The organism is Halobacterium rubrum (assembly GCF_021729015.1).
GTDB classification, from domain to species: Archaea; Halobacteriota; Halobacteria; order Halobacteriales; family Halobacteriaceae; genus Halobacterium; species Halobacterium rubrum.
The window spans coordinates 352310-378474 of sequence record NZ_JAJQQZ010000003.1; the positions used below are offsets into that span (position 1 = coordinate 352310).

A 26165-nucleotide genomic window follows, 5' to 3' on the forward strand; every position below is an offset into this window, starting at 1 on the left:
GCGACCCCCTACAGTCTATCGGCACCGGCGATTGCGGTTCAGGAGGCGACGGCGTACGAGACGGCGAACAGCAGGATGGCGAGCGTGGCAGCGTTCACGAGCGTGAACTCCAGCGAGCCGACGAAGTCCAGGCCCCACGTGATGGTGAGCGCGAAGATGGTCGAGAGTACGGCGTTCAGTGCGAGCACGACGCGCGTGTCACCGCTCGACCGTTCGGCGCCGGCGCCGAAGCCGTCCGGGTCGGAGTCGTCCATGTCTGGACGGGTGTGAGTCCGCCACTTAGCTCTTGGCGCTGCGAGGTGCCAGACGATAAGACCCCGGGGTGCGAGCGTCCGGACATGCGCGAGGTCGAACGGACGCGGCGGGTCGGCGGGACGCCCGCGGAGGTGCAGCGACTGCTCTCGCCCACCACCATCGTGGACTGGGAGGGGAGCTTCGACGTGTTCGACGTGCAGGACGCGGGCTCAGTGGCGGAGACAGCCGAAACGGCGGGCGACGACGGGACTGTCGTCACCGCCGGCGGGACGGGGGTGAAACTCCGGTTGCTGTTCACGGAGCTGGCGGACGGGTACCGCTACGAGCAACTCGGAAACGGCGGCCCCTTCGACGAGATGACGACGCGGCTCACCGTCGAACCGCAGGACGAGGGAGCGCTGGTGACCGCGCGGTCGGTCGTCGAACTGGGAACGCGGGTGCCGTTTGCCGACCGGATAGCGGCCTGGAAGCGCGGTGGCGAACTCGACCGGCTGCTGGCTAGCATCGACGCAGAGACGTGACGCGCCCTCGAAACTAAGTTCCTCGACCCCCAAGCGTGGGTATGGGACTCATTGACGCGGTATCGTCTGCGTTCGAACCGGACACGGAGAGTGCCGAGCAGCCCGAAAGCGGCGAGCAGTCGGCTGGCGCGTACTGGTGTGACGACTGCGGCGTCCGCGTGCGAGACGTCGACGTCGAGGACGAGGGGCTGTCGATGGACGCCGACGACACTCCGGAGTGTCCGGACTGCGGCGAGGCGATGCGGTTCGAGCGCTCGCACGCCGACGGCTGCGCCTGCTGACAGCGCTCACCCCGCGCCGTCGCTCGGCGTCGGCTCCGCCAGCACCGCCTCGGCCTCGTTCTCGGTGGGGAACGGTCCGGCGTCAAGTTCGTCTGCGCGCTCCCACTCCTCGTCCGTGACCAGCGCGTCCGCCAGCCGCTCGCGGAGCTCGTCCTCGTCAAAGTCTGTCCCGATGACGACGTACTCGGTGAGCCGGTCGCCGTGCTCGTCGTCCCACTCGAGGTCCGGGCGGTTCGACCGGTAGAGGTCCTGTTGCACCTCGGGCAGCGACGCGATCCACGGTCCGCGTGCAGTCACGCGCACGGACGGGCCGGCCTGCGCGACAGTCTGGCGGAACTCCGAGCCCGCCACCCACGTCGTGCCCTTCGAGCGCACCACACCGTCCGGAAGGCTCCGGAGGACGCTCGCGAAGCGCTCCGGGTGGAACGGTCGACGCCGACGGAAGGTGAACGACGACACGCCGTACACCTCGTCGGGGTGGTGGTGGTCGTGGTGGCTCCCGTCGGCATCGTGGTCGTCGCCCGCGCCGTGGGCGTGGCCGGCGTCTCCGAGCGCGCGCTTCCAGCCCGGGAGGTCGCCGAGTTCGGTCTCGTCGAAGGACTCCAGTCCGAACAGCCAGTCCGGGTCGACCGCCGAAAACTCCGTGCGGCGGGTCTCGGCGTCGGGCTGGAGCGCGGCGACCAGTTCCGCCGCCGTCTCCAGCTCCGCTTCCGTGCAGAGGTCGGCCTTGTTCAGGAGGACGGCGTTCGACACCTCGATCTGCTCGACGAGCAGGTCCGAGAGCGGCCGGTCCTCCTCGTCGTTGTCACCGGCCTCGACGCGCCGCTCGGGCGTTCCGTCGCCGCCGAAGGTGTCCACGAGCAGGCGCGCGTCCACGACCGTCACGAGTGCGTTCACGCGGTAGCGGGCGGCGGCACGCGACTCGGCTGTGAACAGCCGCGCGACCGGCGCCGGCTCCGAGATGCCGGAGGACTCGACGACGAGGTGGTCGAACTCCCGGTCGTTCGCCAGCCGCACCACTGCGGCCTCCAGGTCGTCCTGGAGCTCACAGCAGATGCAGCCGTTCGACAGCTCTGTCACACCGCCGGTCACGTCGGTGTCCGAGCCCTCGGCGACGAGCTCGGCGTCCACGTTGACGTCGCCCATGTCGTTGACGAGCACGGCGACGTCGCGGTCGCCGGCGTTCCGCAGGACGTGGTTCAACAGCGTGGTCTTCCCCGCGCCGAGGCTGCCGGACAGCACCGTCACGGGAATACGGTCGCTCATACGCCCCGATACGCGCCTGACACCTTCAGGTTCCCGCTCCCAGCACCCCGCCGGGCCGGACGACACCTTTTCCCGTGCGAGCGCGTAGCACCGGCTATGTCAGTCGCCGAGCGCATCGAACGCTACCGGGCCACCCTCGAGGAGTGGCTCCGGGGGCTCTACCACGGCATGATCACGCACCCGGCCTACGAGAAGATCGAGAAGGAAGCCGAGGACACGGAGGACGTGTTCATGCTCGCGTGCTTCCCGGACGCCTTCGGCATCCCGTCGCCCGTCTCCTACTACACCGCCGAGTTGCTGCCGTACCTCGAAGACGAGTTCGAGGCGTGGGAGCGCCGGCTCTGGGACCGCGACTCGTACGTCGAACGCAAGGGCCAGCAGTACCACTTCTGATGGCGGGAACTGTCCCCACGAGCGGCAGTCGGCGGGTGGTCGCGTAGATGGAGCCGTTCGTGTTCGTCGGCGGGAAGGGCGGCGTCGGCAAGACGACCATCTCGTGTGCGTACGGCCTGAAGTGCGCGAACGAGGGTGTGGAGACGCTGGTCGTGTCCACGGACCCGGCGCACTCCGTCTCCGACGTCTTCGACCAGCAGTTCTCGGACACCCCCGAGCCCGTCGAGGGCGTCGACGGCCTGTCGGCGCTCGAGATCGACCCCGACGAAGAGGTCACCGCGCACCTCGACGACATCCGGAACCGGCTCTCGGACCAGGTGTCGGCGGCGATGGTCAACGAGATCAACCAGCAACTGGAGATGGCCCACCAGACGCCGGGCGCCTACGAGTCCGCGCTGTTCGACCGGTTCGTCGACGTGATGCGGTCGAGTGACCCCTACGACCGGGTCGTCTTCGACACGGCGCCGACCGGCTCGACGCTCCGTCTGCTCGCGCTCCCGGAGTTCATGGAGGACTGGGTACAGCGGTTGATGCACAAGCGCGAGCAGAGCATCGACCTCTTCGAGAAGGCCGCTATCGGCAACAGCGAACCGCGGCGCGTGATGGAGGGCGACCCCGTGCTCGAGCGGCTCCGGGAGCGCAAGGAGTTCTTCGAGTTCGCGGGCGGCGCGCTCCGGAACGACGCCGCGTTCTTCCTCGTCTTGAACCCGGACACGCTGTCGTTGAACGAGACCGAGCGCGCCATCGCGGACCTGGAGGGCGAGGACCTCGGCGTCCGGGGCCTCGTCGCGAACAAGCTGACGCCGACGCCCGACGAGGACGAGGACGGCCGGGGGGCCCGCTATCTGCGGGACCGCGTCGAGACGGAGCGCGAGCGTCTCGACCGCGTCCGGGAGACGTTCGACCCGCCGCTGGTCGCCGAGATCGAGTTCCGCACTCGGGAGGTCCAGGGAGACCTGCTCGCGGACGTCGCGGACGAACTGGACGTGGCCGTCGGCGCGGAGCAACCGACGTTCGTCTGAGCGCGCGCGCAGCCCGCGACCCCCGTTAAGCTACTCTTTACTACCCCGTAACGTCCCGTAACGGCGGTCGGAACCCCACGACGGGTACTCGTTACGACACTCTGTGTCTGGAAGGAAGGCCGCGATTTGCGAGGATTTCACTTGGACACAAACACATAAATAATAGTCTGTGAATGACTCGCACGAGGTGGGACTGTCATGACGCAAGTAATCTGGATCGTGGCCGCGGTACTCACCACGTTCACAGTGGGATACGTCGGGTACTCCAAGTACCTCTCCCGCTTCGTGGACCTCGACGACTCGCGTGAGACCCCGGCACACAAGTACGAAGACGGCCAGGAGTACGTACCGGCAAAGAAACCAGTGCTGCTCGGGCACCACTTCTCGAGCATCGCGGGCGGCGCACCCATCGTCGGCCCCATCACGGCAGGCGCCATCTGGGGCTGGGTACCAGCCCTCCTGTGGGTCGCCATCGGCAACCCCCTGATGGGCGCCGTCCACGACTTCATCTCGCTGTCCGGGTCGATGCGACACGAGGGGAAGTCCATCGGCTACATCATCGGCGAGTACGTCGGCGAGCGCGGGAAGGACATGCTGCTGTGGTTCGCCTTCCTCACCATCATCCTCGTGGTGGCGGTGTTCGCGCTCGTCGTCGGCATCGTGCTGAACGCGTTCCCGTCGGCGGCGACCGCGAGCCTGGTGTACATCGGGCTCGCGTTCCTGTTCGGCATCTACCTGTACCAGCTCGACGGTCCGTTCATCCCGGGGACGATCCTGTTCGTCGCCGGCGTGTTCGCGGGCGTCTGGCTCGGCATCCAGTACCCGGTTGCGCTGTTCCCCGCCGTCGAGACGGGCGCGTACCCCGAGGGGACCATCATCCTCTTCGAGTTCCTCGGCAACGGCGCGTGGCTCCCGGGCGCCGTCGTGGACCCCGCCGCGATTCTCACGCCGAACGTCGCCGGCTGGGTACCGGTCATCCTCATCTACGCGACGCTCGCGAGCGCACTCCCGGTCTGGGTGCTGCTCCAGCCGCGTGACTACCTGTCGTCGTTCCTGCTGTACTCGGGCGTCGGGGGCGCGCTGCTGGCCATCATCGCCGGTACGTTCATCACGACGCCGTCGCAGCCTCTCGTCATCGACTCCTCCATCGGAGCCTACATGGGCTTCTGGGGGAGCGAACTGGCGGTCGACACGCGCGGCATCACGCCGCTGTTCCCCCTGCTGTTCGTCACCATCGCCTGCGGGACCATCAGTGGGTTCCATTCGCTGGTGTCCTCCGGCACCACGGCGAAACAGCTGAACAAGGAGAGCGACGCCCGCCTCATCGGCTACGGCGGCATGCTCGGCGAAGGCCTGCTCGCCTCGGTCGCCATCTCGACGCTCGCCGTCGCCGGCTCGACCACGGCAGCCGCGGGTGGCGGCATCGGTGGCGCACTCCCGAACTTCGCGACGGGTGGCGGCATCATCCTCACTAGCCTCGGCATCCCGACGAGCTTCGGCGCGCCGTTCATGGCGCTGGTGCTCGTGAGCTTCCTGCTCACGTCCACTGACACGGCCGCTCGCCTCGGCCGCTACATGATGGAGGAGATTGTCGGTACCACCGGCAGCGGCACCACGACCGGGCTCTCCGCCGACCCCGAGTCGTTCGCGAAGGGCCGGTACACGAACCCGGCCATCCAGTCGCTCATCGCGTACGCGCTCGTCATCTCCGGCGAGTGGGTGACGCTGTGGGCCCTGTTCGGTGGCGCAAACCAGCTGCTGGCGGCGCTCGCGCTGCTGGCCGGCACCATCTGGCTCGCCAACTGGGACGAGTCCAACCAGCTCGTCTCCACCGGCGTCCCGATGGCCATCATGGTGACCATCACCGTGCTCGGGCTGTCCTGGGTCGCGCTCTGGGACAACCTCTACCAGAAGCTCATCGAGGGCGGCGTGACGGCGCTCGGCGGCCAGATCTCGGCCGTCGTCCAGATGGCACTCGCGTTCGTGCTCATCTACCTCGCGCTGTCGCTGGTGCGCATCGGGTACGGCAACATCTCGAGCGTTCGCAGCGGTCGCGAGCCGGCAGCCGAACCGGGCGACGACTGAGCGACTGAGTGACGAACGCGTCGGTCGACGCAGTCTCCGTTTTCCCCTCCTCCACGCGACCCGCCCGGACAGCGCCGGGACCGGTCAGGTCCAGAAGCGCTTGGCGAGCCGCGAGAAGAAGCCGTCGTCCGGGGTGTCGACGTCCCCCCAGAGCGCGAACGCCTGCAGGACGTCGGCCTCCTGACTGGCGACACCGTCCTCGTCGTCGGGCGCGACCACGACGAGGTTCACCTCGTAGCAGCCGTAGTAGCCGTACTTCAGGAGCGTGCGGTCGCGGAACCCGGAGACGAACGACCGGACGGCGTCCGAGATGGTGTCGGCGACGAGCACGAACGTGAAGTTCGTCTCGTAGTGCTCCTCGTTGGCGTCCACCCAGTCCTCGGCGAGGTCGTGGCCGAGGTCGACGAGTCGCTCCAGGTCCGCGACTGTCGGTTCGCCGGCGCGCCGCGCGAACAGGTGCTCGCGGGTCTCGTGGTCGGCGTAGTTGAGCGCGGGGTGCAGGAACTGCTTCTGGTTCTCGATGCGGAGTTCGCCGTACATCGGGAACGAGTGTCCGCGGACCGCGTAGTCCCGTTCGAGGTCGTAGCTGAACATCAGCCGGTCGCTCACGCGGTCGAGGTACTCGTCGTCCGCCCAGACCGGCACCGCCTCCCGGATCTCCTCGGGGAGTTCGTCGATTCGGGGTTCCGCCGGCTCACTCTCGGTCATCTGTCGCCGCCTTCGGTGGTCTCGTCTTCGGTTCCCTGTGCGTCCCCGGGCTCGTACGGGACGGCGTCGTCGGCGACCGGCGGCGCGCCGACCGCGAGCAGTTCGACCGTCTCGTCGGCGTCCTCGGGGTTGTGCGCCCGGTGGGGGCTCTCCGGGTCGGCGGCGAACACGCTCCCCTCGGGGACCGTGAGTTCGCCGTCGGGCGTCTCGACGTGCAGCGTCCCGGAGAGCACGTAGAACGCCTCCTGCTGTTGCTCGTGGTAGTGGTACGCCAGCGGCACCTGTTCGCCGGGTGCCGCTCGGAACACGTTCAGCGCGAACTGGTCCAGTTCGGCCGGGCCGGTCAGCCCGCGGTACTCGCAGGGCCGGTTCTCGGCCGGCTCGACCGTCTCCGGGTCGACGACGCGGTAGCCCATGTGTAGTGATACCACAGGTGGGATAAAAGCCCGTCGCGTCCGGCAGCCCTCACCGGTCGCCGACACTGCGGTCGCCCGCCACGTCGTCCCCGTCGTCGAGCCCGGACTGCATCCCGGCGTGCACGAACCGACCGAGGATGTGGCCGATGCGGGTCTCGGCTGTCCACATCGCCACCTCGTCGAACGGCTCGTGTCCGTCGTCGTCGGTGGGAACGGACAGCAGGACGGTGTCGTCGTCGACGAGCAGCGTGCGGCCCGCGTAGCCGTCGTCGCCCGAGGCACTCGAGACCACGACGCCGAGGCCGTCGACGTCGCCGAAGCGTTCCGCGAGTGACTGGTCGTCCGTCACGACGGTCACCGGGACGCCAGCCGCCGCGCGCTCGGTCAGCGCCTCGGCGAGGTCGTCGCGCAGCGTCGCTGCGTCGGTACCGACGAGAATCACGCGGTCGTCGGCCTCGGTGACGAGGCCGACGGCGCGGTCCTGAATCGGCTCGTGGCCCCGCAGCGTCGCGACGTCCCCGGCGTCCGTCGTGTCGCCGCGGTCGCCCGAAACGGTCTCGAGGTTGTCGAACGCGCGCTCGGCCTGCGCCTCCACGCGCTCGCGGAGCTGCGCCCGGGCGCGCTCCAGCGACACCGGCCGGTAGGTCTTCGGCGAGGACTCCACGACCTCCAGGAGGCCGCGGGCCGCGAGGTCGTCGGCGGCGCCGTAGACCTGCGACCGCGGGACGTCGGAGGTGCTCGCGACGTCCTGCGCGGACCCGCTGCCGAGCCGGTGCAGCGCCACGAACACCCGGGCCTCGTAGTTCGAGAGCCCGAGTTCCCGCAGCGCCTCGACTGCCTCGTGTGCGCTCATCGTCGGTGACGCCTCCGAGTCGGCGGCCCGCACTAATGAGCGTTGGCGTCCCACCCGGCTCGCCGCGCAAGGACGAATATATTGTACTATCCTACAAACAGCTAAGTAGGTGTAGATGCGACCGTCCGGCAATGTCTGATGGACTCGCCGACCGGTACGCGTCGGCGCTCACGCGGTACAGCCGGCCCGTGCTCGTGGTGCTGCTGGTCGCCACGCTGGTGATGGGCGCCAGCGCGGGCGGCGTCGACGGCGGCCTCTCCATCGCGTCGTTCGGCAGCGACTCCGAGGAGGCACAGAAGCTCGACTACGTCCGCGAGAACTTCGACACCGGCGACCGCAACACGACGTCGATGCAGGTAGTCGTCAGGAGCGACGACGACAGCGGCGAGAACGTCCTCTCGAAGGCGTCGCTGCTGGAGACACTGCGGTTCCAGCGCGCGCTCCGCGACGACGACGCCATCGAAGGCACGCTCGTTGCCGGCCAGCCGACCGTCGGCGTCGGGAACCTCGTCGCGACGGCCGCCGTCCACGCCGACCACGACGGGGAGGGACCGCCCCCGCAGCCGACGCTCGAGGAGCAGATCGCACAGCTTGAGTCGATGAGCGACAGCGAGGTCGAACAGACCGTCGCAGCAGTGCTCGACCCGGACCGCGAGACGCCGGGCGGTGCCGACCCCTACCGGCTGCTCTCGACCGACTACGAGCCCGGCAGCACGACGGCCGCTGCGCGGGTCGTGTTCGTCGTACAGGCGACCGACGGCGCCGACGAGCTGTCCGACACCGTCGTAGACGCCCAGCTCGCGACCCGTGACGTCGCCGAGGACACCATCCAGACCGGGGACGCGTTCGTGTTCGGCGCCGGCATCGTCGACGAGGAAGCGACGACCGCGACCGGCGAGAGCTTCGCGCTCATCACGCCCGTCGCGCTCCTGCTGATTCTCGGCATCCTCGGGGTCGCCTACCGGGACGTCGTGGACGTCACGCTCGCGCTCGCCGGCACGCTCGTCACGCTCGTCTGGATGGGCGGCTTCATGGGGTGGGCGGGCATCGGCGTCACCCAGATTCTCATCGCGGTGCCGTTCCTCCTCGTCGGGCTGTCCATCGACTACGCGCTGCACGTCGTGATGCGGTCCCGGGAGGCCCGTGCCGCCGACTCGTCGCTGTCGGCCCGGGACGCGATGCGCGTCGGGCTCGGCGGCGTCACCGTCGCGCTCGCCGCGACCACGTTCACGACGGCCGTCGGGTTCCTCTCGAACACCGTCAGTCCCATCCAGTCCATCAGCGAGTTCGGGCTGGTCAGCGCCGTCGGCATCGTCTCGGCGTTCGTCGTGTTCGCCGGCCTGCTGCCGGCCGCAAAACTCGAGGTCGACGGCCTGCTGGAGCGGTTCGGAGCCGACCGCCGGAAGGCCGCGTTCGGCTCCAGCGGGGCCGCCGAGCGCATCGTGGGCGTCGGCACGTCGCTCGCTCGGACGGCGCCGGTCGCCGTCGTCGTCCTCGCGCTCGTCGTCAGCGCCGGCGGCGGGTACGCCGCCACGGACATCGACACGTCCATCGACCAGGTGGACTTCCTCCCCCGGGACTCCCCCGAGTGGATGGACGCCCTGCCCGGGCCGTTCGCGCCCAGCGACTACGAGATTCGCGAGGGCGCGGTGTTCCTCAACGACAACTTCGCGCAGTCCAGAGACCGGACGACAGTCCACGTGCTCGTCGAGGGCCCGGTCACCGACCCCGGCACGCTCGACCGGATTGCCGCCGGCGACGCCGCCGTCGCGAACACGTCCTCGGCGGTGACGCTGGCGAACGGTCGGCCGGACCTCGACAGCCCGGTGACCGCGATTCGCGCGACTGCGGCCGAGAACGACACGTTCGCCGCGCTCGTCGCGCGCAACGACCCCGACGGCGACGGCGTCCCCGACGAGAACCTCGCGGCGGTCTACGACGGCCTCTACGACGCCGCCCCCGACCGCGCCGGCGCCGTTCTCGCGCGGACCGACGGCGGCCGGTACCGGGCGCTGGACACGCGAGTCACCGTCTCCGCCAGCAGCGACACCGCGACCATCACCAGCGAGATGCGGTCGGTCGCCGACACCGTCCGCGGGGACTCCGCGCTCACCGTGACCGCGACCGGGCCACCCATCGTCGACGACGTCGTCCAGTCGGCGCTGCTGCGGACCCTCGTCGAGACGTTCCTCATCACGCTCGGCGTCATCCTCGCGTTCCTCACGGCGCTGTTCTACCGGCGGTATCGGGCGCCCGCCCTCGGTGCCGTGACGATGGTGCCGGTGGTCGCCGCGCTCGGCTGGATTCTCGGCGCGATGTACCTGCTGGGCATCCCGTTCACGACGGAGACCGCGGTCATCGCGAGCATCGCCATCGGGCTCGGCGTCGACTACGCCATCCACGTCAGCGAGCGGTTCCTCGACGAGCTCGACGACGCCGCCAACCCCTACGCCGCGCTCGACGCCACCGTCACGGGGACGGGCGGCGCGTTGCTCGCGAGCGCCGCCTCGACCGCTGCCGGGTTCGGTGTGCTGGTGCTCGCGCTCGTCCCGTCCCTGCGGCGGTTCGGCGCCGTGACCAGCACCGCTATCGCCTTCGCCTTCGTCGCGAGCGTGCTCGTGTTGCCGAGCCTGCTCGCGCTCTGGCACGAGTACGGGAGTCCACCGGAGTCAGTGACAGCCGAGCCCTGAGGGCCGGCCTGCGCGCTCTCCGCCGCGACGCTGCAGACGGTGACGGACCCTGTCGTCGGCAGACCTAAGCGGCTGGGCGTGTGAGTAGTGCACATGGAAGAGGACAGCCCGACCGAGGCCTGCGGCCGGTGCTCGATGACGACAGTCGTCGACGCGGCCGTGGACGAGGACCCCGAGCGCGACCCGTTCGGCGACGACCGCATCGAGGTGGACGAAGACGCGATGACTCGCGTGAACCCCGTCGCGTGGACGCGCCGCGTCACGGGTCGCCTGAACCGCGCGGTCGAGTCGTTCGTCTACGGCCGGTGACCCACCACGGGCGTTACGTTCATTTCCCCGTCTACCCAACTGGTCCGTAGGGAATGCGCCGGGATTACTTCGAACTGGACGTGTCGAATGTCGAATGGGTCGACGGCAGCGACAGCCCCGAGAAGCCGAACGTCGTCATCGAGTTCACGGGCGCGACCGCGGACCTCCGGGACCGTCTCAGCGACTCGACCGGCGACCTACTGGACGCCGAGGAGACGGACGCAGCGTTCCGGCTGACCGACGACGCCGACGACCCGGACGCCAGCGGCGTCGTCTCGGTCACGAACCGCCTCACGGGCGACTTCCTCCTCGAACTGAACGTCGACGCCGACGACGTCCTCCAGTTCGTCCGGGCCGCTCGCCGCTACGGCGAGTCCACCGACGACGGCGAGGGCCGCTACCGCGTCGAGATCCGGGTCGACGGCGACGAACTCGTCGTCTACGAGAAAGCTACCTTCCTCGTGTACAGCAGTGACGGCGACCTCTTGCGCGGGCAGAGTCTCATCCCGAGCGGCGTCGAACTCTGAACCACAGATAGGGATAGCTAAGTGCGCGGGTCCGCTGCCGTCGCGCATGGACGACGCCGACGAGCTCTTCGGGACGGCAGGCATCAGGGGGGACGCGGTCGAGACCGTCGACCCCGAACTGGCGCTCGCTGTCGGGACCGCCGCCGCCAGCGACGCGCGCCTCGGCGACGACGACGACGAATCCAGTAGCGGCGGCGACGGTGTCGCCGACCGGGAGTTCGTCGTGTCGCGGGACGGCCGGGAGACGGGGCCGGCGCTCGCGTCGGCGATGACGGCGGGCCTCGAATCCGCCGGTGCGCGCGTGCTGCGAGCGGGCGTGTTGCCGACGCCGGCGCTGGCGTACGCGAGCCAGGGGCGACGCGGCGTCCAGGTGACCGCGAGCCACAACCCCCCGGAGGACAACGGCATCAAGCTGTTCGTGGACGGCGAGGAGTACGACCGGGACGCCGAGCGAGCCGTCGAGGCGGGCGTGGCGGCGGACACCGAGTACGCCACGTGGGACGAGTGGGGCAGCGAGGAGTCCGTCGACGTCCTCCCGGATTACCGGGAGGCCGTCGCGTCGTTCGCCGGCGAGCACGGCGCACCGCTGGCCGGCATCACGGTCGCCGTCGACTGCGGGAACGGCGTCGCGGCGCTGGCGACGCCACAGGTCCTGCGGGAGCTGGGCGCGCACGTGGTGACGCTGAACGCGAACGTCGACGGCCACTTCCCGGGGCGCCCGAGCAAGCCGACGCCGGAGACCGTCTCGGACCTCCGGGAGTTCGTCGCGTCCGGCGACGCCGCGTTCGGCATCGCGCACGACGGCGACGCCGACCGCATCGTCGTCGTCGACGGCGACGGCGAGGTCGTCCACGAGGACACGGTTCTCGCCATTCTCGCAGAGCACTACACGGAGACCAGCGACGCCGACGACCCCGTGGTCGTGACGACGCCGAACGCCAGCGGCCGCATCGACGAGCGCGTCGAGGCGGCGGGCGGTCGCGTCGAGCGCGTCCGGCTCGGCGCGCTCCACGAGGGCGTCGCTGCGGCCCGCTCGAACGGCGGCGAGGTCGTGTTCGCAGCGGAACCCTGGAAGCACGTCCACACGGCGTTCGGCGGCTGGATCGACGGCGTCGCGTCGGCCGCCGTGCTCTCGCGGCTGGTCGCCGACGCGGGCGGCCTCGCGCCGCTCCGGGAGCCCGTGACCGAACGCCCGTACCGGAAGGTCAGCGTCGAGTGCCCCGACGACGACAAGCCCGCCGTGATGGCAGCGATGGCGGACGACCTGCCGTCGGCGTTCCCCGATGCCAGCGACGTCGACACCCAGTACGGCGTCCGGCTGACCTTCCCCGACGCGTCGTGGGTGCTCGTGCGGCCGTCCGGTACCGAGCCGTACGTCCGCGTGTACGCCGAGAGTGACGACGTCGACGAGCTCGTCGAGTCAGCTGCGGACGTGGTCCGCCAGGCCGTCGAGGACGCCTGACTGACCGCGACGCACTGCTCCGCTCGAACTGTGGTTACGGGCAGAGGGTCCGTGTAACGACGCATTTATGAATATTCGTGCCGCGCTTCAATCTATGTCAGAGTTCGACCGGCGGACGTTTCTGAAAACGACCGCGGGCCTCGGCGTCGTGGGCCTCGGCGGAATCGCAGGCTGTACAGGGGGCCCGTCGGGAGACGGCGACGAGGACACGACGACGGAGAGTACCACGGAGGACACGGGTGGCGGCGACGAGGACACGACTACCGAGTCCGACGGCGGCGACGAGGGCGACGTGACGAACGTCGGGATGGTGTACGCCACTGGCGGTCTCGGCGACGGTTCGTTCAACGACCAGGCCCAGCAGGGCCTCCTCGCGGCGGCCGACGACTTCAACGTCGAGTACCAGGAGACCCAGCCCGACGAGGCGGCGCAGTTCGGTAACTTCCAGCAGCAGCTGGCCGGTTCCACGGACCCCGACTACGACCTCGTGTCCTGTATCGGGTTCCTCCAGCAGGACTCACTCTCCCAGACGGCGCCCCAGTACCCCGACCAGGACTTCCAGATCGTCGACCAGACCGTCGACGAGCCGAACGTCGCGAGCTACACGTTCCGCGAGCACGAGGGGTCGTTCCTCGCGGGCGTGCTCGCCACCGAGCTCTCCTCGATGGACTTCAGCGCCGCGGAGAGCTCCACGGCATCGGACTCGACGAACCTCGGGTTCGTCGGCGGCATCGAGAGCGCGCTCATCAAGAAGTTCGAGGCCGGGTTCAAGGCCGGCGTGAAGTACACCAACGAGAACTTCGACGTCTCGACGTCCTACACCGGCAGCTTCAACGACCCGACGGCGGGCCAGGAGGCCGCGCTCTCGATGTACTCCTCCGGCGCGGACATCGTCTACCACGCCTCCGGGAACACCGGCACCGGCGTCTTCCAGGCGGCACAGGAGAAGGGCCGGTTCGCCATCGGCGTCGACCGCGACCAGTCCGTGACGAAAGAGAGTTACGCCGACGTCATCCTCGCCAGCATGGTCAAGCGCGTCGACACCGCCGTCTACAACGCCATCGAGGCGAAGGTCAACGGCGAGTACCCCGGCGGGAGCCAGGAGACGCTGGGCCTCCCCGAGGAGGGTGTCGCGCTGGTGTACGGCCAGCAGCTCGGCTCCGAGGTGCCCGACGATGTCCAGAGCACGGTCGCCGACGCACGCCAGGGCATCATCGACGGGGACATCGAGGTCCCGACCGATCCGTCGAACGTATAGCGCGGCTTCTCCACTCTCACAGCTCCCCTGCTCGAAATGACAGATACGGACGCGGCAGTCCGGCTCGAATCGATAACCAAACGCTTCCCGGGAGTCGTCGCCAACGACGACGTCGACCTGACTGTCGAGCGCGGCACCGTCCACGCGCTGCTCGGCGAGAACGGCGCCGGGAAGACGACGCTGATGAACGTCCTCTACGGGCTCTACCAGCCCACGTCGGGCCGCATCGAGGTCGACGGCGAGACGCGCACGTTCGACTCGCCCCGAGACGCCATCGATGCGGGCGTCGGCATGATCCACCAGCACTTCATGCTGGTCGACACGATGACGGTCGCGGAGAACATCGCGCTCGGGAACGAACCCCGGAAGTACGGCGGGCTCGCCGTCGACCAGGACGCGACCCGCGAGGGGGTCGTGGAACTCAGCGAGCGCTACGGGTTCGACGTCGACCCCGACCAGCTCATCGAGGAGACGAGCGTCGGCGTCCAGCAGCGCGTCGAGATTCTGAAGGCGCTGTACCGTGGCGCGGACGTGCTCATCCTCGACGAGCCGACGGCCGTGCTCACGCCACAGGAGGTCGAGGACCTGTTCGCGGTGCTCGAAGAGCTCACCGACCAGGGGAAGACGATCATCTTCATCACGCACAAGCTCGGCGAAGCGATGCACGCCGCCGACGACATCACGGTGCTCCGTGACGGCAAGCACGTCGGCAGCGTCGCCGCCGACGAGACCTCCCGCGAGGAGCTCGCGGAGCTGATGGTCGGTCGGGAGGTCGTCCTCGAGATCGAGAAGCCGGACGTCGACGTCGGCGAGGAGGTGCTGTCCGTCGACTCCCTCAGCGTCACCGACGACCGGGACGTCGAGGCCGTCTCGGACCTCTCGTTCTCGGTCCGCGAGGGCGAAGTGTTCGGCATCGCGGGCGTCGACGGGAACGGCCAGTCCGAGCTCGTCGAGGCGATCACCGGGCTCCGGAACCCCGAATCCGGGTCTGTCGCCTTCGACGGGGAGTCCATCACGTGGGACTCCCGCCGCGAACGCATCGACGCCGGGATGGCGTACGTCCCAGAGGACCGCCAGGAGCGCGGGCTCGTGATGGAGTTCGACCTCGTGGAGAACGGCATCCTCGGCAGCCAGCACGCCGACCCGTTCGCGTCTGGCGGCCGCATCGACTGGGGCGAGTCCCGGGTGCACGCCGAGCGCGTCGTCGAGGAGTACGACGTCCGACCGCCGGACGCCGACGCCGACGCAGTGTCGCTGTCCGGCGGCAACCAGCAGAAGTTCGTCGTCGGCCGCGAGCTGGAGCGCGACCCCCGGCTGGTCGTCGCCACGCACCCGACGCGGGGCGTCGACGTCGGCAGCCAGGAGTTCATCCACGACCGGCTGCTGGACCTGCGGGCCGACGGCCGCGGTGTGTTGCTCGTGTCCTCGAAGCTCGACGAGGTCCGCGGGCTCTCCGACCGCCTCGCCGTGATGCACGACGGGGACGTGATGGCGGTCGTCGACCCCGACGAGGTCACGGAGGAACAGCTCGGGCTCCTGATGGCGGGCGAGCGCCCCGAGGAGATTCCGCACGCCGACAGCGCCGCGCCCGAGGGGGTGGAGCCGTGAGCGCGTCCGACCGAGCGCGCTCGGCGTTCGAGCGAATCGTCACGGCGTCGGGCGTCGAACGCCTCCTCATCAGCGTCTCCGCGCTCGTGCTCTCGATTCTCATCGGGGGCGTCATCGTGCTCGCCGCCGGCCGGATGGCGGACTGCGGGACCGCGGCCTACCGGCTGGCGCTCCCCGGCAGCTTCGTCACGCAGTTCACGGGCGGCAGCGCGGTCGTCGCGATGGGGTTCTGTTACGACCCGATAGCGGTGTACGACCTGCTGTTCCTCGGCGCGTTCGGCGACGTGCTGGGCGACCCGACGAACGGCCAGTTCGCCACGACGCTCGCCGAGACCACCGTGCTCGCGTTCGCGGGCGTGGCGGTCGCCGTGGCGTTCCGCGCCGGCGTGTTCAACATCGGGGCGCAGGGCCAGCTCGTCGTCGGCGCGCTCACCACCGCCGTCACGCTGCTGTTCGTCGCGCCGCTGTTCGGTGGACTCGGCGTGCTCGGCACCGTCGTCGTGCTCCCGCTGGGCCTCCTGCTCGGTGCGCTCGGCGGCGGCCTCTACGGCGCGCTCCCCGGCGCGCTGAAGGCGTACGCCGACGCCAACGAGGTCATCACCACCATCATGTTGAACTTCGTCGCCACGTCGGTCGCGCTCTGGCTCGTCAACGACTCGAGCCGGTTCAAAGACCCCGACAGTTTCTCCAACCAGACCGTGCCGCTGCCGGAGTTCTCGCAGTTCCCGTCCGTCTTCTTCCGTGCCCGCGACGACTTCTCGGTCGTCGCGCTCGCCGTCGGCGTCCTCACGCTCGTCGGCGTCTGGTACCTGCTCACGCGGACGTCGTTCGGCTACGACCTCCGCACGAGCGGCATCCAGCCCGACGCCGCCGAGTACGGTGGCGTCGACGCCGACCGCACCGTCGTCGCCAGCATGGCGCTGTCCGGCGCACTCGCGGGCATCGGCGGCGCCGTCTACGTGCTGATGATGCTCGGGAACTTCCAGACCGGCGTGCCGACGTACGGCTTCGACGGCATCACGGTCTCCATTCTCGCGGGCAACAACCCACTGGGCGTCGGGTTCGCGGCGCTGCTGTTCGGCGTGCTGAAGTCCGGCAGCATCGTCGTCCAGGTCGGCAGCGACGTGCCGCCGGAGCTTGTGGGCGTGCTCCGCGGGCTCATCATCCTGTTCGTCGCGATGCCGGAGTTCTTCCGGATGGCCGGGCGGCGCTTCGACTCGCTGCTGCCGGAGCGCGAGGAGCCACAGGGTGCCGTCGCGACCGACGGAGGTGTCAGCGATGAGTAGCGCGACCGAGACTGCGTCCCGCAGCCTCTCGCGGACGTACGACTACCTGTTCGTGGGCCGCAGCCGCCTCCAGCAGGTCGTCGTCGCCGCCGGCCTCGTCGCACTCCTGGGGCTGGTCGGCGCCGCCGTCTTCTTCCCGGAGACGGCAGCGGCGGACCTCGTCGCCGTGCTCACGGATAGTTCGACGCTCGCGGCCACGCTCCGGCTGTCGGTTCCCATCGCGTTCGCCGCGCTCGGCGGCATCTTCGCCGAGAAGTCCGGCGTCATCAACATCGGCCTCGAGGGCCTGCTCATCATCGCCGCGTTCACCGGCATCTACGCGACCGACGTCACGGGAAGCGTCTGGTTCGGGCTGTTCGGTGGCGTCGTCGCGTCGACGCTGCTCGCGGCCCTGTTCGCCGTCGTCTGCATCGAGTTCAAGGCCGACCAGATTATCGCGGGGCTGGCGGTGTGGCTCATCGCGCTCGGGCTCGCGCCGTTCGCGTCCACCGTCGTCTACGGCGGCAAGACGTCCGCCAGCGTCGCCACCCTCCCGACAGTCACCGACATGGGGCTTCCGTTCGTCTCCGCCTTCGTCACGACCGAACTCGGGTTCGTCGTCGACCTCCCCGTCTTCGGGGTGCTCGACCTGCAGTCGTCGCTGGTCGGGCTGCCCTTCTTCGGCGCGCTGTTCGACGCGGGCCCCGCCGTCTACCTGATGTTCGTCGCAGTCGCGCTGTCGTGGTACACGCTGAACCGCACGGCGTTCGGCCGCTGGGTGCGCGCCAGCGGGGAGAACCCGAAGGCGCTGGACACTGCGGGTGTGAACGTTCACCGCGTCCGGTACGCCGCCGTGTTGCTGTCCGGCGTGCTCGCGGGAGTCGGTGGCGCCGCGCTCGCGCTCGGCATCGGCCAGTTCACGGGCAGCGGCCCGACGATGGTCAACGGCAAGGGGTTCATCGCCATCGTCGCGTACCTCTTCGGGAACTACAACCCGATCGGGGCGTTCTTCTCGACGATTCTGTTCGCGGGCCTCGACGCCACCCAGTTGACCCTGCAGGCCCGGGACGTCTTCCAGGTGCCGCGGCCTCTCGTCCGCACGATTCCGTACGTAGCGGTCATCGTCGTGCTGGCGCTGTTCGGCCGCACGCGACTGCCGAGCGCGGCCGGCGACTCCTACGACTCCGGCGAGGGCGAGTGACAGCGAGGAGGACGGCGGCTTTTTGGCGGCGCGGCCGATAGCTGGCTGCATGGACGACTCGGAGCTGCTCGCAGCCGCTCGCGACGCCACTGAGAACGCCTACGTGCCGTACTCGGAGTACGAGGTCGGCGCCGCGCTGCTGACCGCCAGCGGCGAGGTGTACACGGGCTGCAACGTGGAGAACGCCAACTACTCGAACAGCCTGCACGCCGAGGAGGTCGCCGTCGGGAAGGCGGTCAGCGCGGGCGACACCGAGTTCGAGGTGCTGGTCGTGACGTCGAGCGAGCGGGACGCGGTGACGCCGTGCGGGATGTGTCGACAGACGCTCGCGGAGTTCGGGGAGGACGACCTGCCGGTGCTCTGCGACGGTGGCGAGGACGGGTTCGTGCGATACACGCTCGGCGAGCTCGTGCCGGACACCATCTCGCCCGCGACACTGGGCAAGTAGTTCACACCCACGACACCCATCAACTGTCACTGCAACAACTATATCTAGCCGGCGTTCCTGGCTGGACTATGAGCCGCATCTCGGAGGTGTCCCTCTCGCCTCTCCTCATCCCCTTCGAGGACACCTTCGAGCGGGAGCCCGGGACGGTCTGGACGCTCGAGGAGCAACACCACACCACGGACGACGCCAGCAACACCCCGTCGACGCGACCACGCTACCCCCACTTCAAGACCCTTCTCCGTAAGCGCCACCACAGAACACTCCGGACGAGCAGGGTGGAACTGCAGTGACAGGGAGTACGCGCAGTACAGGTGACGGGAACGACCGACGGACCGAGCGGCGACGCGAACGGAGGCGGTATTCGACGTGAGAGAGACCAGCCCACTCGACCGTTCGATGGACGCGCTCGCCGCCAGCACCCGCCGTCAGCTCCTGGCGACCCTCCACGACTCCGCGCCACCGGTCGGAATCGCCGTCGCGGAGGTCGTCGAAGAGTCCGCGCAGTCAAATGAACTCCACCACGTCCACATCCCGAAACTCGAACGCTACGGGTACGTGGAAGTCACACACGGCGAGGAACTGCTCTACCGGGGGCCCCGCTTCGACGAGGTCGCCGACGTGATGCGCGTGGTCGAGGCGAACGCGTCCAAACTACCGGGAGGGTGGCCGTAGCGTCGCCAGCGCCGCACCGCCGGCTGGCGAACGACAAGACACTTTGCGGGTGCACACCGAAGCAGGGGGCATGCCTGGAACCAGCGAGGACCCGAACGAGGAGGTCCAGTACCACATCGAAGTCTCCGAGGGGGACGTCGCCGACGCGGTCCTCCTCCCCGGGAACCCCGAGCGCCTCGACAAAATCACGCCGCTGTGGGACGACCACGAAGAGCGGGCCTACCACCGCGAGTACCGCACGGCGACCGGCACCTACGAGGGCACCCCCATCTCCGTTACGTCGACGGGCATCGGGTCGCCGTCGGCAGCCATCGCCGTCGAGGAACTTGCACGCGTCGGCGCGGACACCTTCATCCGCGTCGGTTCCTGTGGCGCGCTCCAGCCCGAGATGGAGCCCGGCGACCTCGTCATCACGCGCGGTGCCGTCCGCCAGGAGGGCACCAGCAACGAGTACGTCCGCGAGGACTACCCTGCCGTCGCCGACCACGAGGTCGTCGCCGCGCTCGTCGCCGCCGCCGAACGCCTCGGCCACGACTACCACGTCGGCCTCACGATGAGCGCCGACTCCTTCTACGCCGGCCAGGGGCGCGACGGCTTCGACGGCTTCCGCGCGCCCGGCGCCGACGAGATGCTGGACGAACTCCGGGACGCCAACGTCAAGAACATCGAGATGGAGGCCGCCGCCATCTGCACGCTCGCGAACGTCTACGGCCTGCGAGCCGGCGCCATCTGTTCGGTGTTCGCCAACCGGGAGACCGGCGAGTTCCTCACCGAGGGCGAGTCCGTCGCCGCCGAGACCGCGAGCCTCGCGGTCCACCTGCTGGCGAAGATGGACCAAAAGAAGGCCGAAGCCGGCGTCGACCAGTGGCACGCAGGCCTCAGCCTCGACTGACCTGCTAACGAACCAGGTACCGGCGATGAGGACTACGCTACCGCGACGGTAGGCCGGCCTTACGCGAAACACATATACCGTCCCGAGTTAGCTTGGAAGACAAACATGTGCGACCTCCAGCACACGTTCCGAGCCCTCCAGCACCCACGGCGCCGCCACGCATTCGACTGCGTTCGCACCCACCAGTCGCTGGCGCTCGCCGACCTCGCCGAGCTCGTCCTCGAACGGGAGACCGGGACCCCTGCCAGTGAACACGACCCCGAGACGGTCCGGGACGTCTACTTCTCGCTGTACCACCGCCACGTCCCGGTGCTCCGCGAGGCGTCGCTCGTCGAGTACGAACAGGACGCCGACGTGGTCGGCGTCCGCGACGAGGCCACGCAGTCGCTGTCCGCGGCCCGCGACACCGTCGACTCGCTGCTGTCGGCGTAACCGAAGCTCGGAGTCACGGCGACCGGCCGGCCCCGACGATAGGGAGAGAATAACGTTCGGGCCGGGCCACGTCGCTCCGGGACGATGAACTTCGACGAGTTCACCGGCGCAGTACAGCACCGACTCGAACTCTCCGGGACGGGGGAAGCGGTGCGAGCGACCCGCGCGGCGCTGACCGCGCTCGGCAGCCGTATCCCGGAGGGTGACGCCACCGACCTCGCGAGCGCGCTCCCGATGGAGATCGACTGGTACCTCACGGGCGCAGTCCACGACCATGGTCAGCACTTCGACTGGCAGACGTTCCTCGACCGCGTCGCCGAGACCGAGGGCGTCGACCGCAGCGACGCCGCGTACCACGCACAGGTCGTCGTCGACCTCGTCGCCGACCTCGTCCCGGAGGCGGACGTCCGCCAGCTCCGCGACCAGCTCCCTGCCGACGAGGACTGGGAGCACCTGTTCGGCGTCCTCGACGCCGGCGGCTGGGAAGAACACGACCGCTAGCTACAGAAACGAGTTTCTCGCCGACTTACAGCGCGTCCCAGGCCTGCATCGCGCGCTGCCACGACGTCAGCTTCGCGATCCACCGCGCCGCCGCGCCCTTCTTCAGGACCTTCGCCGGCAGGCTGTTGAACGTCCGCACCGGCGCCGAGACGCCGCTCATCTCCACGTCGTGAGCGATGGCCGTCTCGCCGACCGAGACGAGCGTCCCCTGATCGTCGTACGTCCACGTCTCCAGTGGCCGACCGTCCATCGCACGCTTCACGTTCTCCGCGGCGACGTCGGCGGCCTGCCAGGCGGCCTGCGCCGTCGGCGGCGCCGCCTCGTCGGTGCCCTGCGAGATCATCGAACAGTCGCCGACTGCGAACACGCGCTCGTCGTTGGTCTGGAGCGTGGACTCCGCCTGCAGGCGGTTGTGTTCGGCGTCGATGTCGACCTCGGCGAGTTCGCTCGGGCCCGTCACACCGCCCGTCCAGAGGAAGACGTCGTAGTCGATGCTGTCCCGCTCGTCGAACTCCAGGCTGTCCTCGGTCGCCGCCGTAATCGGGTCGTCGGTGAGGATGTTCACGTCGGCGTCCTCCAGCCGGTGGCGGAGCGCGCCCTGAATCTCGCTGTCGCCCGGCGGGAAGATCTCCGGCAGGGCCTCCACGAGCGTCACGTCGATGGGGGCGTTGTGGCGGTCCCGGAACTCCGCAATTTCGCCCGCGCTCTGGATGCCGGACAGCCCGGCGCCACCGACGACGACCTGGGCGGGGTCCTCGCGGGTCGCGTCACGGGCGGCTTCCTTGACCTGCTCGTGGATCTCGAGGGCGTCGTCGAGGCTCTTCAGCGTGAGCGGGTGCTCGGCCATCCCATCGATGCCGTACGTCGCTGTCTCCGACCCGATGCCGACGACGAGGTAGTCGTAGTCGACGTCCTCGCCGTCCGCTAGCTCGACTACGCGGTCGTCGGTGTCGATGTCTTCGACGCTGTCGTGGACGAACTCCGTGCTGCGGGACTTGATGTCGTCGACCGGAATCGTGATCTTGTCTCGGACGCCGGGGTCCCGGATGACCCGGTGGGCTTCGTGGAGGACGAGGTGATAGTCCGTCTCGGAGACCCAGACGAGTTCCGCGTCCGGCCCGAGCTCCGCCTCGAGTTTCGAGACCGCCCCTGCACCGGCGTACCCTGCACCGAGAACGACGACTCGCGTTGTCATGGAGACGACTCGGGGGCCCGTTGATACAAAGCCTGCGATAGCGACTCAGTGCGCCGGCTCTCCGGACGGCGCCTCCATCGAGTCGATCTTCAGAATCAGGATGCCCTTCGTGTCGTCTTTCCCGTCGACGGTCCCGGCGACCCGCAGCTTCGACAGCGGCGTCGGCCCGACGACGACCTCGTCGCCCTCGTGGAAGTCACGCACCGACCCCCGCAGGTGGACTTCGGCCCGGCACAGCTCCGGGTGGTGGACGCTGGTCAGATTGATCTCCTTGACGTTCACCTCGGTGACGTCTTCGCCCTCGTGGGTCACGGGCACTTCCGCCGCCGAGTCGAGCTGCTGGATGTCCAGCGCCTCGTAGGCGTCGACGGTCGGCTTGTAGCCCCCCTTCGGGCCGGGGACGCCTTCCACCAGCTGGAGGGCTTTCAGGCTCTGCATCTGGTTCCTGATGGTGCCCGGGTTCCGGTCGACCTCCTCGGCGATCGCCTCGCCTTTCACAGCCGTCTCCTCCTGCGTGTACCGGTCTACGAGCGCCCGCAGGACGGTCTTCTGGCTGGAGGTCAGTTCAATCGATGACATGCCGTGAGGTTCGCCGCAGACGCACTTCAAACCCCCGATGGTCGGGGTGGGGTCGCCCGGACAGTCCCGCCCCGGCAGGCGACTACTGGCCTTCCAGTGGGTCGTACTCCGAGCCGACGACCGGCAGGTCCAGTTCCTCGCCGTACCGGTACCCCTGCACGAGCAGCCCCGACGCGAGGAAAAGCGCTAATAGCCCCCAAGAGACCTCGCTTGGCGTCGTTTCGGTGACGTCGACACCACCAGTCAGAGCACGCTGCCAGAGGGGAACCACCACCGAGAGCAGTCCCGCCCCGACCGAACTGACCGTCGCCGTGACCAGCAGCGTGTAGAGTCGCGACGCCAGAGCAGCGCCGACGAGTCCGGCGACGAGGGTGAGCAGGAGCACCTCCTGGTTCTGGAAGACAGGAACCGCGGACAGCTGTTCGAGGAACCGCTCGATGCCGCCCGGCGACCGGGGTACCGTCTCGAAGCGGGTGACTGCGTTCGTGAGTTCGCGCCCGGCGAGCACGAAGAACACCGCGAGGCCCGTGCTCAGGAATCCGAGAAGCACGACAGCCAGCCAGCTCACCAGCGGCACCACCACTCTGCCGAGCACCGCGCCGACGACCACTCCACCGGCTGTCAGGGCTAACCTGTCGGGGCTACCTGCTGCGTTCGTGGCGGCCATCCAGCCGGCGACACCGCCGGCGCTACCACCTGCGAGGTACCCGACCCACGCGAGCAGCCGGTCGCTGAGTCCATAGCCGTCGTACGCGAACGCGACCCCGATGCCAGTGGCCAGTCCGAGAACGACGTAGGACTGTACCGACCCACCAATCATGCCCTCGATGCTGTACCGAAGTAACATAAATTCTGCTATGCGTCGGGCCGACCGGCGAGAGGGTCGCGGAGGCCGTCGGTCTCGGCAGGTCTCGAGGCGTACCGTTCGTGTCTGGAATCGGAGTCGAAGCCGAGTGCGAGACCGGGCCGATGATTCCGGTACTCATATCTCCGTGGTGAGACACGCTTCGGACATGGACGGCAAACGCGTGCTGGTCACTGGCGGCGCCGGGTTCATCGGCTCGAACCTCGCGAACCACCTGGCCGCCGACAACGACGTCGTGGCCCTGGACGACTGCTACCTCGGGACGCCCGAGAACCTGGACGAAGCGGTCGAGTTCGTGGAGGCCGACGTGCTCGACGACGACCTGCCGACCGAGGGCGTCGACGTGGTCTACCACCTCGCCGCGCTCTCCAGCCGGCAGATGCTCGAAGACAACCCCCGACGGGGCGCTCGCGTGAACATCGAGGGGTTCGTGAACGTCGTCGAACAGGCCCGCGAGGACGGCTGTGACACGGTCGTCTACGCGTCGACCTCCTCGGCGTACGGCAGCCGCACCGAACCCACGCCCGAGGACGTCGACATGGAGGCCTCCACCGGGTACGACGCGTCGATGCTCGGCCGGGAGCGCTACGGCGAGTACTACAACGACTTCTACGACGACCTCACGCTCGCCGGGATGCGCTTCTTCTCCGTCTACCAGGGCTACGCCGGCAGCGAGGAACACAAAGGCGAGTTCGCGAACACGCTCTCCCAGTTCACCGAACAGATCGCGAACGGCGAGGCGCCCGTGCTCTGGGGCGACGGCAGCCAGACCCGGGACTTCACGCACGTCTCCGACGTGGTCGCCGGACTCGAACTCGCCGCGGAGAACGAGCTCGCCGGCGTCTACAACCTCGGCACGGGCGACGCCTACTCGTTCAACGAGATGGTCGAGCTGATCAACGACGCCCTCGGCACCAGCGTCGAACCCGAGTACGAGCCGATTCCGCTGAAGAACTACGTCCACGACACCTGCGCCGACTACAGCCGCTTCCACGAAGCCACCGGCTGGGAGCCCGAGGTGTCCTTCGAGGAGGGCGTCGAGCTGGTCTGCGAACCGTATCTCGACGAGCAGTAGGCTGCTCCGGGCGGTTCAGCGGTAGGTGAACGATATGTCGATGAGTTTCGTGACGGCTAGCGTCGACGCGACAAGCGTCCCGCCCATCGCCAGCCCCAGGCCACCGCCGGCCGCGAACATATACCTGTACCCCGGCGGCGCGTTCACGAAGAGGTGGGCTGCTACCGGGACGACCAGCGCTATCGGGGCGACGTGCACGAACAGTTTCCGGGGCGTCAGACGCCGCAGGTCGCCGTAACTCCGACCGTGGGACACCTGGAGGGTGAGGACGAACCACGTGAACCAGACCGCGGCGTCTCGCGTGATGTGTTGTACCTCTCGGAGGGCGGACATACCACCGAGTCTGCACTCTTCGCACAAAAATTGTGGTGCCGTAGCTGCCGGGCTGGCGGCGTGCCGTCGCCGCCGCGACGAACCGGTGGAGCCTAAACCGTGGTTGGTGTACGTTCGACCGTGACTCGAACTGTCTACGTCGTCGGAGCACCGATGGACTACGGCGCCGACCGACGGGGCGTCGACATGGGGTCGTCGGCCATCCGGTACGCCGACCTCTCGGACGAACTCGCCGCCGCCGGCGTCGAGACCGTGGACGGCGGCGACCTCCTCGTCCCCCGAGCCGAGGAGCGCGACCCCGGCGACGAGTCCGCGAAGTTCCTCCCCGAGATCGAGGACGTCTGCACGCGGCTCGCCGACGAAGTCGCGGACGCCATCGACAGCGACAACACCCCGCTCGTGCTCGGCGGCGACCACGCCGTCGCCATCGGCTCGCTCGTCGGCTGCTCGCGCGACGCCGACATCGGCGCCGTCTGGTTCGACGCCCACGGCGACTTCAACACCCCCGAGACCTCCCCTAGCGGCAACATCCACGGCATGCCGCTGGCCGCCGCCCTCGGCGAAGGTCGCTTCGAGACCGAGGAGTGGGCCAACGCCAGCGGCCTCCGCGAAGAGAACATCGCCTACGTCGGCCTCCGCACCCTCGACGACACCGAGAAGGATGCCATCCGTGCCAGCGACATGACCGCCTACACGATGAGCGACATCGACGAACGCGGCGTCATCCCCGTCGTCGAAGACGCCCTCGACGTCGCCACCGCCGGCGTCGACGGCATCCACGTCTCTCTGGACCTCGACTGGCTCGACCCCGACGAAGCCCCCGGCGTCGGCACGCCCGTCCGCGGCGGCGCCACTTACCGCGAGGCCCACGCCGCCCTCGAAACCGTCGCCGAACGCGACCGCGAGGCGGACATCCTCCGCAGCATGGACGTCGTCGAAGTCAACCCCATCCTCGACGAATCCAACCGCACCGCCGAAATCGCCGCCGAACTCGCGGCGAGCGCGCTCGGCAAGCGCATCCTCTAAGGTACCTTTTGCGCTGCGCTCGGGCGG

Annotated in this window: 30 protein-coding genes; 21 read left to right on the plus strand and 9 right to left on the minus strand. The window is 69.0% G+C overall.

Annotation, left to right across the window (positions count from 1 at the left end; translation table 11 throughout):
• Positions 1-38 precede the first annotated feature (38 nt).
• The gene (locus LT971_RS13225; RefSeq protein WP_237007411.1) at positions 39-254 is read right to left on the minus strand and encodes a DUF8107 family protein; all 216 of its coding nucleotides are present in this window, start codon (positions 252-254) and stop codon (positions 39-41) included.
• Between the two features lie 84 nt (positions 255-338).
• On the opposite strand from LT971_RS13225, the gene LT971_RS13230 reads away from it, so the two are divergent.
• Together LT971_RS13230 and LT971_RS13235 are read left to right on the plus strand one after the other, a co-directional pair.
• Positions 339-776 (plus strand): SRPBCC family protein, encoded by a 438-nt coding sequence (locus LT971_RS13230; RefSeq protein WP_237007412.1) that lies wholly within the window; start codon positions 339-341, stop codon positions 774-776.
• 41 nt (positions 777-817) lie between these two features.
• Positions 818-1057, plus strand: a complete 240-nt coding sequence (locus LT971_RS13235; RefSeq protein ID WP_237007413.1) for a hypothetical protein — start codon at positions 818-820, stop codon at positions 1055-1057.
• Between the two features lie 6 nt (positions 1058-1063).
• Here LT971_RS13235 and LT971_RS13240 read toward each other — a convergent pair whose 3' ends face one another.
• Complete coding sequence (locus tag LT971_RS13240) at positions 1064-2323, minus strand: CobW family GTP-binding protein (RefSeq protein ID WP_237007414.1); 1260 nt, start codon at positions 2321-2323, stop codon at positions 1064-1066.
• Between the two features lie 96 nt (positions 2324-2419).
• On the opposite strand from LT971_RS13240, the gene LT971_RS13245 reads away from it, so the two are divergent.
• From LT971_RS13245 to LT971_RS13255, 3 genes are all read left to right on the plus strand, one after another.
• Positions 2420-2716 (plus strand): DUF7990 family protein, encoded by a 297-nt coding sequence (locus tag LT971_RS13245; RefSeq protein ID WP_237007415.1) that lies wholly within the window; start codon positions 2420-2422, stop codon positions 2714-2716.
• 47 nt (positions 2717-2763) lie between these two features.
• Positions 2764-3738 (plus strand): ArsA family ATPase, encoded by a 975-nt coding sequence (locus LT971_RS13250; protein ID WP_237007416.1) that lies wholly within the window; start codon positions 2764-2766, stop codon positions 3736-3738.
• A gap of 198 nt (positions 3739-3936) precedes the next feature.
• Positions 3937-5823, plus strand: a complete 1887-nt coding sequence (locus LT971_RS13255; RefSeq protein ID WP_237007417.1) for a carbon starvation CstA family protein — start codon at positions 3937-3939, stop codon at positions 5821-5823.
• 84 nt (positions 5824-5907) lie between these two features.
• Here LT971_RS13255 and LT971_RS13260 read toward each other — a convergent pair whose 3' ends face one another.
• Genes LT971_RS13260 through LT971_RS13270 form a run of 3 tightly spaced genes read right to left on the minus strand, consistent with a single transcriptional unit; the run spans position 5908 to position 7800 of the window.
• Positions 5908-6531, minus strand: a complete 624-nt coding sequence (locus LT971_RS13260) for a DUF8052 family protein (protein WP_237007418.1) — start codon at positions 6529-6531, stop codon at positions 5908-5910.
• Positions 6528-6947, minus strand: a complete 420-nt coding sequence (locus tag LT971_RS13265) for a cupin domain-containing protein (RefSeq protein ID WP_237007419.1) — start codon at positions 6945-6947, stop codon at positions 6528-6530. Before LT971_RS13265 ends, LT971_RS13260 begins: the two co-directional genes overlap by 4 nt.
• A gap of 49 nt (positions 6948-6996) precedes the next feature.
• The gene (locus LT971_RS13270; RefSeq protein WP_237007420.1) at positions 6997-7800 is read right to left on the minus strand and encodes a TrmB family transcriptional regulator; all 804 of its coding nucleotides are present in this window, start codon (positions 7798-7800) and stop codon (positions 6997-6999) included.
• Between the two features lie 131 nt (positions 7801-7931).
• Between LT971_RS13270 and LT971_RS13275 the strand changes: the two genes are divergently transcribed.
• The 14 genes from LT971_RS13275 (at position 7932) to LT971_RS13340 (ending at position 21065) form a co-directional block, all read left to right on the plus strand.
• The gene (locus tag LT971_RS13275) at positions 7932-10490 is read left to right on the plus strand and encodes an efflux RND transporter permease subunit (protein WP_237007421.1); all 2559 of its coding nucleotides are present in this window, start codon (positions 7932-7934) and stop codon (positions 10488-10490) included.
• A 93-nt stretch (positions 10491-10583) separates the two neighbouring features.
• Positions 10584-10799: a DUF8007 family protein gene (locus LT971_RS13280; RefSeq protein WP_237007422.1), complete on the plus strand. Its 216-nt coding sequence runs from the start codon at positions 10584-10586 to the stop codon at positions 10797-10799.
• A gap of 53 nt (positions 10800-10852) precedes the next feature.
• The gene (locus LT971_RS13285; RefSeq protein WP_237007423.1) at positions 10853-11326 is read left to right on the plus strand and encodes a DUF5793 family protein; all 474 of its coding nucleotides are present in this window, start codon (positions 10853-10855) and stop codon (positions 11324-11326) included.
• Between the two features lie 46 nt (positions 11327-11372).
• On the plus strand, positions 11373-12788 hold the full coding sequence (locus tag LT971_RS13290) for a phosphohexomutase domain-containing protein (RefSeq protein ID WP_237007424.1): 1416 nt from the start codon (positions 11373-11375) through the stop codon (positions 12786-12788).
• Positions 12789-12882: 94 nt separating this feature from the next.
• Positions 12883-14046 (plus strand): BMP family lipoprotein, encoded by a 1164-nt coding sequence (locus LT971_RS13295; RefSeq protein WP_237007425.1) that lies wholly within the window; start codon positions 12883-12885, stop codon positions 14044-14046.
• A 36-nt stretch (positions 14047-14082) separates the two neighbouring features.
• Complete coding sequence (locus LT971_RS13300) at positions 14083-15654, plus strand: ABC transporter ATP-binding protein (protein WP_237007426.1); 1572 nt, start codon at positions 14083-14085, stop codon at positions 15652-15654.
• Complete coding sequence (locus LT971_RS13305) at positions 15651-16940, plus strand: ABC transporter permease (protein ID WP_237007427.1); 1290 nt, start codon at positions 15651-15653, stop codon at positions 16938-16940. Before LT971_RS13300 ends, LT971_RS13305 begins: the two co-directional genes overlap by 4 nt.
• On the plus strand, positions 16933-18120 hold the full coding sequence (locus LT971_RS13310; protein WP_237007428.1) for an ABC transporter permease: 1188 nt from the start codon (positions 16933-16935) through the stop codon (positions 18118-18120). Before LT971_RS13305 ends, LT971_RS13310 begins: the two co-directional genes overlap by 8 nt.
• 49 nt (positions 18121-18169) lie before the next feature.
• On the plus strand, positions 18170-18568 hold the full coding sequence (gene cdd, locus LT971_RS13315; protein WP_237007429.1) for a cytidine deaminase: 399 nt from the start codon (positions 18170-18172) through the stop codon (positions 18566-18568).
• Positions 18569-18636: 68 nt separating this feature from the next.
• Positions 18637-18858: a hypothetical protein gene (locus tag LT971_RS13320; protein WP_237007430.1), complete on the plus strand. Its 222-nt coding sequence runs from the start codon at positions 18637-18639 to the stop codon at positions 18856-18858.
• A 76-nt stretch (positions 18859-18934) separates the two neighbouring features.
• Positions 18935-19240: a hypothetical protein gene (locus tag LT971_RS13325; protein WP_237007431.1), complete on the plus strand. Its 306-nt coding sequence runs from the start codon at positions 18935-18937 to the stop codon at positions 19238-19240.
• 70 nt (positions 19241-19310) lie between these two features.
• Positions 19311-20132, plus strand: coding sequence for a nucleoside phosphorylase (locus tag LT971_RS13330; RefSeq protein ID WP_237007432.1), 822 nt, complete (start codon positions 19311-19313; stop codon positions 20130-20132).
• A gap of 105 nt (positions 20133-20237) precedes the next feature.
• Complete coding sequence (locus LT971_RS13335; protein WP_237007433.1) at positions 20238-20564, plus strand: DUF7344 domain-containing protein; 327 nt, start codon at positions 20238-20240, stop codon at positions 20562-20564.
• Between the two features lie 84 nt (positions 20565-20648).
• The gene (locus tag LT971_RS13340) at positions 20649-21065 is read left to right on the plus strand and encodes a DUF2267 domain-containing protein (protein ID WP_237007434.1); all 417 of its coding nucleotides are present in this window, start codon (positions 20649-20651) and stop codon (positions 21063-21065) included.
• 25 nt (positions 21066-21090) lie between these two features.
• Here the strand turns inward: LT971_RS13340 and LT971_RS13345 are convergent, their stop codons facing one another.
• The 3 genes from LT971_RS13345 to LT971_RS13355 all read right to left on the minus strand — a co-directional run bounded on the left by LT971_RS13345 (position 21091) and on the right by LT971_RS13355 (position 23686).
• The gene (locus LT971_RS13345) at positions 21091-22260 is read right to left on the minus strand and encodes an NAD(P)/FAD-dependent oxidoreductase (protein WP_237007435.1); all 1170 of its coding nucleotides are present in this window, start codon (positions 22258-22260) and stop codon (positions 21091-21093) included.
• A gap of 45 nt (positions 22261-22305) precedes the next feature.
• Positions 22306-22839 carry an Rrf2 family transcriptional regulator gene (locus LT971_RS13350; protein WP_237007436.1) on the minus strand — a complete coding sequence of 178 codons (534 nt, stop codon included), beginning with the start codon at positions 22837-22839 and terminating at the stop codon, positions 22306-22308.
• A gap of 82 nt (positions 22840-22921) precedes the next feature.
• Positions 22922-23686 (minus strand): hypothetical protein, encoded by a 765-nt coding sequence (locus LT971_RS13355; RefSeq protein WP_237007437.1) that lies wholly within the window; start codon positions 23684-23686, stop codon positions 22922-22924.
• A 166-nt stretch (positions 23687-23852) separates the two neighbouring features.
• Between LT971_RS13355 and LT971_RS13360 the strand changes: the two genes are divergently transcribed.
• Positions 23853-24779 carry an NAD-dependent epimerase/dehydratase family protein gene (locus LT971_RS13360; protein WP_237007438.1) on the plus strand — a complete coding sequence of 309 codons (927 nt, stop codon included), beginning with the start codon at positions 23853-23855 and terminating at the stop codon, positions 24777-24779.
• Positions 24780-24794: 15 nt separating this feature from the next.
• Here LT971_RS13360 and LT971_RS13365 read toward each other — a convergent pair whose 3' ends face one another.
• The gene (locus LT971_RS13365; protein WP_237007439.1) at positions 24795-25112 is read right to left on the minus strand and encodes a hypothetical protein; all 318 of its coding nucleotides are present in this window, start codon (positions 25110-25112) and stop codon (positions 24795-24797) included.
• A 120-nt stretch (positions 25113-25232) separates the two neighbouring features.
• Here LT971_RS13365 and rocF point away from each other — a divergent pair, with 120 nt between their 5' ends.
• Positions 25233-26138 carry an arginase gene (rocF, locus tag LT971_RS13370; RefSeq protein ID WP_237007440.1) on the plus strand — a complete coding sequence of 302 codons (906 nt, stop codon included), beginning with the start codon at positions 25233-25235 and terminating at the stop codon, positions 26136-26138.
• Positions 26139-26165 lie beyond the last annotated feature (27 nt).